Annotated in this window: 14 protein-coding genes; 6 read left to right on the forward strand and 8 right to left on the reverse strand. The window is 43.9% G+C overall.

Annotated elements, in window-relative coordinates; all coding sequences use genetic code 11:
- Positions 1-37 precede the first annotated feature (37 nt).
- The 5 genes from petA (at position 38) to IP485_RS02360 (ending at position 3,964) form a co-directional block, all read left to right on the forward strand.
- The gene (gene petA / locus IP485_RS02340; protein WP_194362976.1) at positions 38-622 is read left to right on the forward strand and encodes a ubiquinol-cytochrome c reductase iron-sulfur subunit; all 585 of its coding nucleotides are present in this window, start codon (positions 38-40) and stop codon (positions 620-622) included.
- 22 nt (positions 623-644) lie between these two features.
- Positions 645-1,850: a cytochrome b gene (locus tag IP485_RS02345; RefSeq protein ID WP_194363251.1), complete on the forward strand. Its 1,206-nt coding sequence runs from the start codon at positions 645-647 to the stop codon at positions 1,848-1,850.
- On the forward strand, positions 1,850-2,566 hold the full coding sequence (locus IP485_RS02350) for a cytochrome c1 (RefSeq protein WP_197175503.1): 717 nt from the start codon (positions 1,850-1,852) through the stop codon (positions 2,564-2,566). The genes IP485_RS02345 and IP485_RS02350 overlap by 1 nt, the downstream gene beginning before the upstream one ends.
- Before the next feature lie 195 nt (positions 2,567-2,761).
- Positions 2,762-3,376 carry a glutathione S-transferase N-terminal domain-containing protein gene (locus IP485_RS02355; RefSeq protein WP_198325826.1) on the forward strand — a complete coding sequence of 205 codons (615 nt, stop codon included), beginning with the start codon at positions 2,762-2,764 and terminating at the stop codon, positions 3,374-3,376.
- Positions 3,377-3,526: 150 nt separating this feature from the next.
- Entirely contained in the window at positions 3,527-3,964 is a 438-nt protein-coding gene (locus IP485_RS02360; RefSeq protein ID WP_198325827.1) for a ClpXP protease specificity-enhancing factor, read from the forward strand.
- 106 nt (positions 3,965-4,070) lie between these two features.
- On the opposite strand, the gene dcd is transcribed toward IP485_RS02360, so the two are convergent.
- From dcd to IP485_RS02400, 8 genes are all read right to left on the reverse strand, one after another.
- A complete protein-coding gene (dcd, locus tag IP485_RS02365) occupies positions 4,071-4,646 on the reverse strand; it encodes a dCTP deaminase (protein WP_058024138.1) in 576 nt (191 codons plus the stop codon).
- Positions 4,647-4,774: 128 nt separating this feature from the next.
- Positions 4,775-5,929 (reverse strand): DUF2804 domain-containing protein, encoded by a 1,155-nt coding sequence (locus tag IP485_RS02370; protein ID WP_198325828.1) that lies wholly within the window; start codon positions 5,927-5,929, stop codon positions 4,775-4,777.
- 12 nt (positions 5,930-5,941) lie between these two features.
- A complete protein-coding gene (locus IP485_RS02375) occupies positions 5,942-6,379 on the reverse strand; it encodes a hypothetical protein (protein WP_198325829.1) in 438 nt (145 codons plus the stop codon).
- Between the two features lie 64 nt (positions 6,380-6,443).
- Positions 6,444-7,667 (reverse strand): iron-sulfur cluster carrier protein ApbC, encoded by a 1,224-nt coding sequence (apbC, locus tag IP485_RS02380; RefSeq protein WP_198325830.1) that lies wholly within the window; start codon positions 7,665-7,667, stop codon positions 6,444-6,446.
- A gap of 196 nt (positions 7,668-7,863) precedes the next feature.
- Positions 7,864-8,664 (reverse strand): 3-hydroxybutyrate dehydrogenase, encoded by an 801-nt coding sequence (locus IP485_RS02385; protein WP_198325831.1) that lies wholly within the window; start codon positions 8,662-8,664, stop codon positions 7,864-7,866.
- Between the two features lie 141 nt (positions 8,665-8,805).
- Positions 8,806-9,435, reverse strand: coding sequence for a 3-oxoacid CoA-transferase subunit B (locus tag IP485_RS02390; RefSeq protein WP_114700885.1), 630 nt, complete (start codon positions 9,433-9,435; stop codon positions 8,806-8,808).
- A 141-nt stretch (positions 9,436-9,576) separates the two neighbouring features.
- Positions 9,577-10,290 (reverse strand): CoA transferase subunit A, encoded by a 714-nt coding sequence (locus tag IP485_RS02395; RefSeq protein WP_057759287.1) that lies wholly within the window; start codon positions 10,288-10,290, stop codon positions 9,577-9,579.
- 255 nt (positions 10,291-10,545) lie between these two features.
- A complete protein-coding gene (locus IP485_RS02400; protein ID WP_198325832.1) occupies positions 10,546-11,886 on the reverse strand; it encodes a short-chain fatty acid transporter in 1,341 nt (446 codons plus the stop codon).
- A 399-nt stretch (positions 11,887-12,285) separates the two neighbouring features.
- On the opposite strand from IP485_RS02400, the gene IP485_RS02405 reads away from it, so the two are divergent.
- Positions 12,286-13,701, forward strand: a complete 1,416-nt coding sequence (locus IP485_RS02405) for a GntP family permease (RefSeq protein WP_198325833.1) — start codon at positions 12,286-12,288, stop codon at positions 13,699-13,701.
- Positions 13,702-14,117 lie beyond the last annotated feature (416 nt).

Raw genomic sequence — 14,117 nt, forward strand, 5'->3', positions numbered from 1 at the left:
GGGATAATCCCATTTCATTCACCTGGAGGAAGTATTAATGAGCCAAGCCGAAGGCGTTAATGTACAACGCCGTAGAGTTCTTATTGCCTCAACTGCCGCAATCGGGGCAGCTGGTGTAGCTGCCGTGGCGACACCTTTTGTCCGTTCTTGGTACCCAAGCGCTAAAGCTGAGGCTGCAGGGGCTGCAGTAACCCAAGATATTGGTTCTATCGAAGATGGACAAATGATCGTTGTCAAATACCGTGGCAAACCTATTTATGTCGTCAAACGCACAGAAGACATGGTTGCAGGACTTGAGTCAGTCAAACCTTTACTGTCTGATCCTGAGTCGGATGCATCTCTACAGCCTGAATATTGCAAAAATCCTACGCGCTCTTTAGATCCTACCGTATTGGTAGTTGAAGGCGTTTGTACGCATTTGGGCTGTGCACCAAACTACCGTCCTGATGTGGGCGCGGTTGATTTGGGTGGTAACGACTGGTACGGCGGATTTTTCTGCCCGTGTCATGGGTCAAAATATGACCTAGCAGGTCGCGTCTATAGCGGCGTCCCTGCACCACTTAACTTACCCGTCCCAGACTATGGTATGGATGGTACCATCTTGACCGTTGGGGAGGCTTAATATGAGTATTGGCAAAAAGTTAATGCACTGGGTGGACGCGCGTTTTCCAGCGACTGAAACCTATGAATACCATATGTCAAAGTACTATGCACCAAAAAACTTTAACTTTTGGTACTTCTTTGGTGTGCTGTCAATGATTGTATTGGTCAACCAATTGGTGACTGGTATATGGCTGACAATGATGTACAACCCAAGCGCTGAAGGGGCATTTGCCTCTGTTGAATACATCATGCGTGATGTAAAAGGCGGTTGGCTCATCCGATATATGCACTCGACCGGCGCCTCTGCGTTTTTCGTTGTGGTATATCTGCATATGTTCCGCGCATTGCTATATGGCTCATATCAAAAACCGCGTGAGCTTATTTGGCTCATTGGTATGGGTATCTACCTAGCGCTGATGGCAGAAGGTTTCTTCGGATACCTCCTACCTTGGGGCAACATGTCGTTTTGGGGTGCTCAGGTTATCTTGAACTTACCTGCAGCGTTACCAGTCATTGGTGACGGTCTGGCTGAATGGGTACGTGGTGATTATATTATCTCAGGTATCACGCTAAACCGCTTCTTTGCTCTGCATGTGGTTGCTATTCCGCTCGTACTGGTGGGCTTAGTATTCATGCATATCGTGGCACTGCATCATGTGGGTTCGAACAACCCTGATGGTATCGATATCAAGAAGCTAAAAGACAAAAATGGCGTGCCATTAGATGGTATTGAATTCCATCCGTACTACACTGTGCATGACATGGTTGGTATAGTTGTATTCTTTATCTGTTTCTTTGCCGTGGTATTCTTCTTCCCAGAAGGCGGCGGTTTCTTCCTTGAGCCACCAAACTTTGAGACAGCGAACTCACTGAAAACACCAGCGCATATTGCACCAGTATGGTACTACACACCGTTCTACGCCATCTTACGTGCGGTTCCTGATAAGCTTGGTGGTGTTGTCGCGATGGGTGCTGCTATTGCTGTATTGTTCTTGATCCCATGGCTTGATAGATCGCCTGTACGTTCTATACGTTATAAAGGCATCTTGTCTAAGATTGCATTGACTGTGTTCGCTATCAGCTTTGTCGTACTAGGTTACTTGGGTGCAACGCCAACGACGCCGACAGCAACTATCATGGCGCGTGTGTTCACGATTCTATATTTCTTGTTCTTCTTACTGATGCCGTTCTACACTGCCATTGAGAAGTGTAAACAGCCACCAGAACGCGTTACCGGAGGTCACTGATGAGCACGCTAATTAAATCCCTAGCAGGTCTAGGCTTAGGCGCAGCATTGACCTTGACGGCTGGTACGGCATTTGCAGCTGGCGGTCATGGCTGTGGTACATTTACCAATGCTGAAGGTGTTGAAGAGCATTTGGCTTGTAGCACTGCCCCTATTGATTTTACCAATAAGGGCTCGCTACAAAACGGCGCGAAAACTTTCATGAACTACTGTGCTGGGTGTCACTCAGCCAAGTACGTTCGTCACTCGCGTATCGCCAAAGATTTAGAGATACCGCCTGAGTTGGTTGAAAAGTATCTAATGGTCACCACCGATCAAATCGGTGATCATATCAACGCTGAGATCGATCCTGAGGTTCAAGCGTCTTGGTTTGGTGCAGCGCCTCCTGACTTGTCACTTGAGACACGTCTGCGCGGCGATGACTGGGTATATACTTACCTGTTGTCATTCTATGAAGATCCAAGCCGTCCTTGGGGTGCCAACAACTTAGTACTAGCAAACGCTGCAATGCCTCATGTATTGCATAACATGCAAGAAGAGTTGAGCCAAGAAGAGTTTGAATCTGAGGTTGGTGACTTGGTTAACTTTATGGCGTGGATGGGTGAACCTGCTCGTCACGATCGTCAAGTAATTGGTTTCTTCGTCATTTTATTCTTATTGGTACTGCTCATCCCTGTTTACTTATTAAACAAAGAGTTTTGGAAAGATGTTAAATAAGTAGCAGTTAGCAGATAGTTTTAGAAATAAAAAAGGCACTACTTCGGTAGTGCCTTTTTGTATGTCCTTGTATCAGTTATATTTACTAAATAAGCTGAAAACAGGCGGCTCAGTGGCAATGTTTACGTACGTTGCCTTGATAAAGTGTACGACTTTGTTTACGATGACAGCCTTCACTCTTAACATTAGGTTTTCATGATTGACGCAAACGATATTCCAAGTAGTCAGCTGATTTTGTACGCTGATGACGGTTACGACAGTCATGTGGTACGCCTGTTGCTTGAAGAAAAAAAGCTTGATTATTATTTGTCACGTTTGCACTCTGAGCGTCCTGAAGATCTGACCGAATTAAACCCTTATCATACCTTGCCTGTGTTACAGCAGCGCGAGATTGCGCTGTATGAAATTAACGTCATTTTTGAATATCTTGAAGAGCGCTACCATACTAATAAATTGCTCCCTGAGACACCACAGGAACGTGCACAGTTTCGTCAACTGGCTTGGCGCATTCAACGGGACTGGCTGGTCCTCGGTAAGCGCCTACTCATGCATCCAGATAGTTTTAACAAGGCACAGGCAGCGTTGGCCAAAAAACAACTGAGCGATTCATTAATCACTTTATCTCCGCTATTTGCTCACAAGCCGTATTTTATGGCGGATGAATTTGGCTGGTGTGATGTTCTTTTAGCGCCACTGCTATGGCGATTAGATGAAATGGGGATTGAGCTACCACGCGCAATCAGTCGTCCATTGTCTGAATACCAGACGAGAGTGTTTGAACGCGCCAGCTTCAAAAAAAGTGTTCGTTGATTAGACAAATACAAAAAGCTGTCTTAGAATAAATACTAACCCTAGAATAATTATAAATAAGACAATAGCCAGTTTGCATTTACTATGTTTTAAATCGCTAAATAAAATAACTTCTAATCATTAAAAATCATTAGTATAGGAAATCATCAGATGAGCGAAACCACCTCTATTACCCCAACCCGTCCATACATGGTGCGTGCGCTCTATGAATGGATAGAAGACAATGAACTAACGCCATATCTAATGGTGGATGCGACTGCTGATAACGTGCAGATACCGACTGAACACGTGCAAGACGGTCGTATCGTACTGAATATTGCTAGTCGTGCCACTGGTAATATGAGTATGGGCAATGACTATATTAACTTCAGTGCGCGCTTTGGCGGTGTCTCACAAGAGATTTGGGTACCAATCACTGCTGTCTTAGGCATTTATGCTAAAGAAAACCAACAGGGCATGTTTTTCGACCCTAACGAGTACGACAACTATGAGCCAGCAGACGAGTCAGCTCCTATGTCTAACAAGTCTACTGCCGCAGCGCCTAAGCCAAAGCGTGACAATAAAGCGGGTCTAAAAGTTTTAAAATAGTTGATCATCCAAGATAGAACACCCAACTTGATACCATAAAAAAGCCCGTCATATCATTATGACGGGCTTTTTTATTCATTACTCAGTACTTATATCTTTAGTACCATTATGTCCGCGGTAATGTCACACCGCGCTGACCTTGGTATTTGCCACCGCGGTCTTTGTAGCTGGTCTCACAGACATCATCAGCATCGCTTTGGAAGAACAGCATTTGTGCCACGCCTTCGCCAGCATAGATACGGGCTGGCAGATTGGTGGTATTACTAAACTCTAAAGTAACGTGCCCTTCCCACTCAGGCTCAAGCGGCGTTACGTTGACGATGATACCGCAACGCGCATACGTTGATTTACCTAGGCAAATAGTCAATACATCACGCGGAATACGGAAATATTCCATAGTACGTGCTAAAGCAAACGAGTTCGGTGGAATGATACACTCATCACCAACGATATCGATAAAGCTTTTATCATCGAAGTTTTTAGGATCAACGACCACTGAATGTACGTTGGTAAAAACTTTAAACTCAGGAGCACAGCGCACATCATAACCGTAGCTTGAGGTGCCGTAGCTAACCAAACGCTCTCCTGCATCATTAAAGCGCACTTGACCTGGCTCGTACGGTTCAATCATGCCGTGCTCTTCGGCCATTTTACGAATCCAGCGGTCAGACTTAATAGACATTGTTGTTCCTTAGCAAATATTTAATAGCGACGATTATACGGAATTGATGGCTGAATTTATAGGGGAGCGGCTACTTAAAACTGAATACAACCAATAATCTCATTTACTCGCATGTTATATCTTAGAAGCTACCATTTGGCAAAATGATCTTCTGCGAGCCCCATGACATTATCAAGCCTAATGACTTCATCTCTTATTCGAATTTCACCACTATAAAAACCTATCCACTGCTCAAAAATACTGGCTATCACACCAAAATTATCAGTCTTTTTATAGACGGTAATCGGTGTGAAGCTCAAATCAATATCGACATTGCTCCATCCAAGATTTTGATGATAGATACGCCATGGCTTTGAGATGCTAGCGTCAGTTTCTATACTTTCTATACTTGGCTCAAGACTGTCTGGCTGACTTGATCGAATATTTGAATCCTCACGAGCAAACATAACGGGTGGTAAATAGAATATCTGCCCGTCAAGCCAGCAAGCATTTTCACTGGCTCCGGTCTCATTGACACCCATAGACAGATTGAGCAAAAAGTGTCGACCATCTGACAAATAACTAGTGATACAGCTCCAAAACCAATTGGTCTCATGACGCATATAGCCGAGCGTCCAATCTATATTGGCAATAGTAGCATCGGTGAAAGTTATTTTTTGAGGTTGAGCATCAGGAGTGTTAAATGCTGAGTTGGCTTTAATGAGTAAATGCCCAGATAGTGCGGTCAACGGCTCTTTTTGCGTAAACGTCCAGCCACGCCTACCAGTCGGCGTACATATGGCTAACGGTTGTGCACTTCGTGCTAACGCTGCCGTTATTGCAACATACTGACTGTCGAGCGCAATAGTCATCTGAGCAGGACTAAAATCCAAGGTGACGCTGAGCTTTGTATGTGTAAATGCCATCTGCCCTTGATAACCATCACCATATAAGTGCGTATGATGCGTCAAAGGCTGTAGCGCCTCACAGACTTCCAGCTGCTGAGTATCTTCATTATAAATGTAAACGAAAGCACTAGTCGCAAGCTTAATCGTTGCGAGCGCGAGGCACACTCGATACGGGGGCTGGAGTATCTGAATGAAGCAGAATTGGTTGGCTTTTAATTCTTTACGCCAGTTAGGTAAGGATTTTTGTGAAATGAGATGACTATAATAGTCTAAGTAGTTGATACTTTTGACTTGGGAGAAAACACCAAAAACAGGCTGACCATTTTGGATAAGATATTCGAGATTTGCTAGTTTTAAGTTGGCGGCAGTATACAGTTTGTCGTGGCTTTTATTCATGATATCGGCATCCTAGCCAAATTTTTCTAAAGGTACTATCTGTCCTTGATAGCTTACGGTGCTATGTAAAATTCTTCTTTTTGCCTGTACAGCACCCACAAAAAATGCTTCAGTTATCACCTTAACTTCAATATTGGTTAATCCATCTGCTAGTGTTTCTGTAACATTGATTGATGCAAGCGCACTCACCCATAAAAAGTGTCTTGGAAACTTTTTTAACAGCTCAGCGAGAGCCTTTGTGAATTTGTTAAAATCGGCAATTACCATTCGGCGATTGCTAAAGTCAGCATTAATCTGATAGCGTTTGCTACTGCCATCTTTATAGTAGCAAACGGCAATCAACTGATTGTTTGAGATTTCAATGATGTATATCGGTGGGCGAAATAATCGTAAGACTCTATACTGCTTGGGAGTATTGTCTAAATGGCTTTGATAAATAGATAAGTTCAAGATATCCTCTTTTTAGACAATACATTCACTTTAAAAGTCGCCAACTTAGGCTACTTCTCCATCATCAAAAAATCCGCTTATCGTCGACAGGCTTTGCGAATTTATTGATGTTGGTTTCGATATTTTTGGCAATATCTAGGTAATATTGTGCAAACTCATCATCAGCTAAGACGCTTGGCACGCCTTTATCAACTTGTGCACGAATGCCACTGGCAAGTGGTAACTGACCCAATAGTGGTACCTGATATTGCTCAGCGATAAACTCACCGCCACCCGTACCAAAGATCGCTTCGGTATGATTACAGTTGCTACAGGTGTGTAGCGCCATGTTTTCAACCACCCCAAGCACAGGTATATTGGTTTTATTGAACATCTCAACGCCTTTTTGCGCGTCAAGCAAGGCAACATGCTGCGGTGTCGTGACAATGACAGCACCCGTGACTGGAATACGCTGCGCCAATGTCAGCTGTATATCACCCGTACCTGGCGGCATATCAATCACTAGATAGTCTAGCTGCGGCCAGTTGGTTTGATTATATAGCTGCATTAATGCACCCGTGGCTTTTGGTCCACGCCATGCTACAGGGGTATTATCTCCATCGAGCAAACTACCGATAGAGAGCATTGCCATACCGTGCGCATCAACTGGCACGAACTGCTCGTTTTCTAGTTGCGGCTTCACATCAGCAACGCCTAACATCGTTGGCATACTAGGACCATAGATATCGGCATCCAACACACCAACACGATTGCCAAGCTTCTGTAATGCTAAAGCGATATTGACCGTGGTGGTTGATTTACCAACACCGCCCTTACCTGATGCCACGACAATAATATGACGGATACGAGGATGCGCTGCCAACGATGCTTGGGTAGGTGCCGCTTTTGTAATCGGTGGCTCAACGTTAGTGCTACTAGCATTGTTATTAGCGCCAGATGAAGGTTGAGACTCCATCGCATTGGTTGTCTTTGGCATCTGCTTTGGTAAGCTTGAACCTGAACCCTTTTCTGGTGCAGGCAGACGCACATTCATATGAATCGTAGTGATGCCATGTGGATGTAGCAACTGTCCAAGCTCCTGCTGGATAACTTCAGGATTGCTATCTTTTGGCAAACGTAGGTCTAAGGTAAGTGCTTCGCCATCACGCTCAAGTCCTGTAACCATCGTGGCAATACTGACAGCACCTATTTCATATCCAAGTAGGACTTTGTCGACGGCACTATCACGCTCTGCCTGCTGCTGAGGCGTTTCGATTTTTGTGGTTTTTTTCTTCATAAAGTTAAACATAGCTACTATTATGGCCTATACAAGTGGGTAGATCTGGCAAATTGCTCAAGCCGTCTCATTGCATACCTCGCAACAGATAGCGTTAATAAGTACATTTGCCAAACCTTCTATCGTGACAGTGTAGCTGAATTGGACTCATAAAAAAACCACAACGCCAGTAGGTCTGACGTTGTGGTATATGCAAATTGTATATATATTAATTCATAAACCAACCATGGCTGGCAACGATAGATTGTCCAGTAAATACATTGGTTGGGAAAGCGGCTAAAAATAGCGCCAATTGGGCAATGTCTTCTACCGTCGTAAATTCTTTATCTACCGTGTTAACCAGCATGATATCGTTAATGACAGACTCTTCACTGATGCCCTTTTCAGCTGCTTGCTCTGGGATTTGTTTTTCTACCAAAGGTGTTTTAACAAAGCCTGGACAAATTACATGCGAACGTACCTTATGCTCTGCACCTTCTTTGGCCAATACACGGCACAAACCTAGCAGTCCGTGCTTGGCGGTCACATAAGGGGCTTTATATAATGAGGCCTCATGTGAATGAGCAGAACCCATATAAATGACTGTGCCACCTTTATCGCCTTTATACATGTGCTTAATCGCTGCTTTGGTGGTTAAAAATGCACCGTCCAAATGGATGTTGAGCATTTTTTTCCAATCACTGAAGGCCATTTTATCAATAGGGTCAATGATCTGAATACCAGCATTAGAGACCAGAATATCAATACCACCAAAGGTATCTACTAGCTGCTGTATACCGTCATTTACCGCATCTTCTGACGTAACATCCATGGCAATCGCCAGAGCACGCCCACCAGCAGCTTCAATCGCATCAACGGTTTTTTGTGCTGCTTCAAGGTTTATATCGGCAATACCAACCACTGCCCCTGCTTTTGCATAAGTCTCGGCGATGTCACGTCCGATACCACTTGCAGAGCCAGTGACCAATGCTACTTTGCCTGTCAAATCTTGTTCTAATTGGGTCGCCATACATATTCCTTATCATGGTCTAAAATATTATTAGTTTTTATAAAATTGAACTGAACAAATACGCCACTATGATTATAGTGGCGTATTTATTTGCGGGATAAAACATATTAATCTTACGACAGTCACTTTACTGTACAAAGTTTACTGAATAATACTTACTGGTGTTTTTTCTTGTAGTTCGTCAAAGCTTACGCCATCTGCTAATTCAACCAGCTTCAGACCCTTATCAGTAACATCTAATACAGCAAGCTCGGTGATGATACGATCAACCACGCCTTTACCTGTCAATGGTAGCTCACAGTTTGCCAAGATTTTTGGTTCGCCATGCTTATTGACCTGCTCCATCAATACAATCACACGCTGCACGCCTGCAACCAAATCCATCGCGCCGCCCATGCCTTTAACCATCTTTTTGGGAATCATCCAGTTGGCAAGGTCGCCTTTTTCTGACACTTCCATTGCACCCAATATTGCCAAGTTGACATGACCACCACGAATCATTGAGAAAGACTCTGAGCTACTAAAATAGCTAGCACCAGCTTCTGCGGTCACTGTTTGCTTGCCCGCGTTAATCAAGTCGGCATCAACGTTTTCTGTTGTAGGGAACTCACCAATCCCTAGTAAGCCATTCTCTGATTGTAGCCATACGTCCACGCCTTCAGGAATGTAGTTGGCGACCAACGTTGGGAGACCGATGCCTAGGTTCACATAGTAGCCATCTTGTAGCTCTTTTGCAGCGCGTTGCGCCATTTGCTCTCTTGTCCATGCCATGCTGATTTCCTTATTTTTTGCGATATTCTATTTTTATTCATTTAGACAGCCAGTTATCGAATCAATTAGCTGTCTAAACTATTATCCATCTAAAATCAACTGTTGATTTCACGTACGATTAAGCGTCGACCACGTTTTTATTTACGCGCCTTCTACAGCTTTAGTCGTGGTCTTTTCAATACGTTTTTCAGGGCTAGCATTCAATACAATACGCTGAACAAAAATACCTGGCAGATGCACTTCGTCTGGATCAAACGTACCTGTCTCAACGATTTCTTCGACTTCAACAATTGTGATTTTACCGGCCATCGCACAATCTGGATTAAAGTTACGAGCCGTTTTATTAAATATCAGATTGCCCGCTTTATCAGCCTTTTGCGCTTTGATTAAGGCGACATCAGCGCGTAAAGAATGCTCTAGCACATAAGTGCGACCATCAAAATCACGAGTCTCTTTGCCTTCAGCAACCAGCGTACCTACGCCCGTTGCGGTATAAAATGCAGGAATACCAGCACCGCCTGAGCGCAGCTTTTCAGCCAAGGTACCTTGTGGCGTCAACTCAACCTCTAGCTCGCCTGCCAAATACTGGCGCTCAAACTCTTTGTTTTCGCCCACATAAGATGAAATCATTTTTTTGATTTGGCGTGTCTGTAGCAACAGACCAAGACCGAAGTCATCGACACCAGCGTTATTACTGATACAAGTCAGCTCTTTGACTTTGCTATCGCGCAGCGCTTCGATTAATGCTTCTGGAATACCGCATAGACCGAAGCCACCTATCGCGAGCGTTTGCCCATCACTGACGACACCTTTTAGCGCTTCTTCGGCACTGTTATATACTTTTGATTGACTCATGCTTGTCTCCTATGACTGTTATTTATATTTTTAATCCGTGCATAAACTAATGCTGAATTAAGTGTCCCAATTATCCATTTGATTGTTGCTTTTAATAAAACCTAACAGTGAAAATTCATCATGCTTATTTTTCTTTTGAGCGTTATAACGCCATATAGTCGATTCAATTTAAAAATAGTACAAGGCAACCGAGTGTAGATGTATATTAAATACTTTAAGCGAGGTTAACGCAGTAATATTTTTATAGTGGAATGACTATACCAATAGCCAGAAAACGCCCATGATAATGGCACCCGATACTGCCAGTACTATCAAGCAATATCCCATAATGGCTCGCGCATCTAAACCTGCGATACCTAGTAATGGCAAGGCCCAAAACGGCTGAATCATGTTGGTCCACGCATCACCCCATGCAATCGCCATTGCAGTAACGGCTGGATTGACGCCCAGTTCAATACCAGCTGGAATCATAACAGGACCTTGTACGGCAAACTGCCCACCACCTGATGGTACAAAGACATTGACCAAACCTGCACTCAAAAATGCAAAGATCGGGAAGCTATCTGCAGAAGCTGAATTGACGAAAAATTCGGTCACCTGCGTACTGATAGAGATACCATCAGCGTTTGCACCTGTCATGATACCCATAATACCGCCATAGAACGGGAACAATAACACAATACCTGTGATGCCACCGATACCTGAATGTACGGCACGATGATAACGCTCTAACGTGCCATGCGATAGCAAACCTATGAATAAGAATAACCCAATGACAATATTTAGCCCCAAATTAAATCCATTGGTGCCAAACTCGCTAATATAGTACATCAGTGCCAATGCTAGCAAGATCACAGCGATAATACGGCTGTCATCTAGTTTTTGTGCAGGCGTGTCTCTCTGAGGTGCGACGTAGACCTCTTCTTTGATGAGCTTAGGATCAATGACGGTAGGATTTTTTGGGTGCATAAAGCGATTGACGAGGGGCAAAATGACAATAAGCAGACCCACTAGCAGTAAGTTATAACCCGCAAATACCGTCTGTGACAGAGGCACCGCTTCCGTCATGGTATTGCCTGACAACGTCAACAGTGTCTCACCGCCAGAGCTAAGTGTCAGTGGTATCGAACCTGAAAAACCGCCATGCCAAATCACGAAACCTGAGTAAGCAGCAGCGACCAATAGCGGATAGTCGACGTTGGCCACTTTTTTTGCCAATGCTTTGGCAAAGATAGCCCCGATAATCAGACCGAAACCCCAGTTTATCCATGAACCAACCAATCCCACCAAGGTTGATACGATAATGGCGGTCGTAGGAGAGTGAACACGACTAGCCAGATTGTCCAATAAGCGTTGAATAAATGGTGCGCTGGCAAAGGCATAGCCTGTCACTAAAACCAACGCCATTTGCATGGCAAAGCTATGCAGTGACCACAGTCCATTGCCCCAATGCCCTGCCATCGCAATCATATCTTGGCCAGTAATTGCCAGTCCTACAGCAAATGCAATGAGTGTCAATACGATTGAAAACACGAATGGGGATGGTAGATAGCGGTTGACTAACTGTACGCTCGCATTAGTGATGGCACTAAACATATTCACATTCCTTGTAAATTTGATGTTTGGTTTTAAGAGTTATTATTAGAGCTTTATCAGACTTGAGAGCGACTACTGCGTACTCTACCTGATAAATGGCAAGCATTATATTTTACATTATTATCCATAACAATACATTTTATCTCGCTATATCATGCGTGAAACAGTTGTGATAACTTAACATATTATTTTCGTAGCGACTAGAAAATAACAAGCAGCGCATGCGAGTCAACGCCCTGCACCCCATAGGTCGACAGAATATCGATAGCCAACAGCATATTAGTCTGCAATTATGTTTAGTAAAACAGAGGAAATAGGCTGATTTTGATTAATTTAATTGACCTATATCGATAAGCACGGCATACTCGCTGCCTTAATTTTTTGCCAAGGAGGGCCGTCATGTTTAGTACACTTGCTATTGTCATTACCCTATTATTACTCATGTTCTTTGCTTATCGCGGTTATTCTGTGCTGATCCTAGCACCGATTATGGCGACATTAGCAGTCTTACTGTCAGGTGACTTCTTAAGCACCATTCCCGCTTATACCGATGTCTTTATGGGCGCGTTAAGTGGATTCTTACTCAAATTCTTCCCAATATTCTTGCTAGGCGCCCTATTTGGACGCTTAATGGCAGACTCTGGCGCAGCAACCGCCATTGCCAATACGGTCGTCGAAAAGCTTGGCGCAAGTAAAGCCATACTTGCTGTGATTTTGGTCTGTGCTATTTTGACTTATGGCGGCGTATCGTTGTTCGTTGTGGCTTTTGCTATCTATCCAATCGCCAAAGACTTGTTTAGAGCCGCAGATATCCCAAAACGTTTGATTCCAGCAGCGATTGCTCTAGGGTCATTTACGTTTACGATGACTGCCCTACCAGGTACGCCAGCCATTCAGAATGCTATTCCAATTCCTTACTACAACACCAACGTATTTGCCGCCCCTATTTTGGGTATTATCGGTGGTACGATTATGTTTATTTGTGGTTGGATGTGGTTACAATCACGCGCCAGAAAAGCCAATGCAGCGGGCGAAGGCTATGGTCAGCATGATGAAGAGGATGTGGGCGGGCTTGGTGCAGACACACAGGAAGCTGAAGCATTAAATACGCATCACACCTCGTTTACCATTGCAATGATTCCACTCGTATTGGTCATTGGCTTGAACGCTTTGTTGACCTATGTGGTTTTCCCGTCGATAGATTTTACTAGTCTACAGGCGCAGTTTCCTGACTTAAATATCGCAGGCTCACTCGGATTATGGTCAATTATTATCTCATTGGTCGTGGCTTGTGTGGTGTTGATTCTGCTACGTATTGGTCATTGGAATAATCTACAAAAAACCATTAACCGTGGTACTTATGATTCTATGTTGCCGATTTTTAATACCGCATCAGAAGTGGGTTACGGTGCGGTTATCGCATCGCTAGCAGGCTTTCTTATCATTCGTGACAGTATCCTAAACTTAACCCCTGACAACCCTTTGATATCAGAAGCAGTCGCAATGACCACGCTGGCTGGTATCACAGGCTCATCGTCTGGTGGTTTGAGTATTGCACTGTCGACTTTGGGTGAGGACTATCTCAGAATGGCAGTCAATGCTGGTATCGACCCTGAGCTGATGCACCGCGTGGCCGTCATGGCAGCGGGTGGTCTTGATACGCTACCGCATAGTGGTGCGGTCATCACCCTACTCGCTATTTGCGGATTAACACACAAGCAATCTTATTTGAACTTGGCCATGGTGACGATGGTTATTCCATTGATCGCTGTGACAGTGGTCATTATTTTGGGTACGATGTTTGGCTCGTTCTAACGCACACACAATACCCAAGCATTACTCGGTACATTTTAATATTAAAATAAAAACCCCATTCAGTGACTGCTGAGTGGGGTTTTTTACCGGCGCATTTTTATTATAAGTCCCTGACCTAGGGCGTGTCATCAATTAAATTGTGAGGCTTAAATGAGAAAAGTTGTAGATAAACAAGGAAGAAATTGCCGTTAATATGAACATATTGACAAAATTACTGACGATGTTTAGCAAAATTTAGCCATTTTAAGGCCACTAATTGCGTTAATGTGCTAATTGATGACACGCCCTAAGTAGCGCTGGCTAAAAAGTGCGCGGTCAACGCCTGTGCTGACAGAGTTAATTACCAAGCAATGGCACAAATTTGGCTGAATTACGGTATCATAGACACCATTTTTAATTTTCATAATATTTAGACT

Origin of the sequence: Psychrobacter sp. NG27 (assembly GCF_016106655.1) — a bacterium.
Lineage (GTDB): Bacteria > Pseudomonadota > Gammaproteobacteria > Pseudomonadales > Moraxellaceae > Psychrobacter.

What these genes read in the sequence shown, in the direction of transcription:
- IP485_RS02400 (WP_198325832.1), bottom strand. Translation starts at nt 11,886, where the DNA reads ATGTTTAGTGCCATCACTAATGCGAGCGTACAGTTAGTCAACCGCTAT.
- IP485_RS02405 (WP_198325833.1), top strand. Translation starts at nt 12,286, where the DNA reads ATGTTTAGTACACTTGCTATTGTCATTACCCTATTATTACTCATGTTC.
- IP485_RS02345 (WP_194363251.1), top strand. Translation starts at nt 645, where the DNA reads ATGCACTGGGTGGACGCGCGTTTTCCAGCGACTGAAACCTATGAATAC.
- dcd (WP_058024138.1), bottom strand. Translation starts at nt 4,646, where the DNA reads ATGTCTATTAAGTCTGACCGCTGGATTCGTAAAATGGCCGAAGAGCAC.
- apbC (WP_198325830.1), bottom strand. Translation starts at nt 7,667, where the DNA reads ATGTTTAACTTTATGAAGAAAAAAACCACAAAAATCGAAACGCCTCAG.
- IP485_RS02390 (WP_114700885.1), bottom strand. Translation starts at nt 9,435, where the DNA reads ATGGCATGGACAAGAGAGCAAATGGCGCAACGCGCTGCAAAAGAGCTA.
- IP485_RS02350 (WP_197175503.1), top strand. Translation starts at nt 1,850, where the DNA reads ATGAGCACGCTAATTAAATCCCTAGCAGGTCTAGGCTTAGGCGCAGCA.
- IP485_RS02355 (WP_198325826.1), top strand. Translation starts at nt 2,762, where the DNA reads ATGATTGACGCAAACGATATTCCAAGTAGTCAGCTGATTTTGTACGCT.
- IP485_RS02385 (WP_198325831.1), bottom strand. Translation starts at nt 8,664, where the DNA reads ATGGCGACCCAATTAGAACAAGATTTGACAGGCAAAGTAGCATTGGTC.
- IP485_RS02395 (WP_057759287.1), bottom strand. Translation starts at nt 10,290, where the DNA reads ATGAGTCAATCAAAAGTATATAACAGTGCCGAAGAAGCGCTAAAAGGT.
- petA (WP_194362976.1), top strand. Translation starts at nt 38, where the DNA reads ATGAGCCAAGCCGAAGGCGTTAATGTACAACGCCGTAGAGTTCTTATT.
- IP485_RS02370 (WP_198325828.1), bottom strand. Translation starts at nt 5,929, where the DNA reads ATGAATAAAAGCCACGACAAACTGTATACTGCCGCCAACTTAAAACTA.
- IP485_RS02360 (WP_198325827.1), top strand. Translation starts at nt 3,527, where the DNA reads ATGAGCGAAACCACCTCTATTACCCCAACCCGTCCATACATGGTGCGT.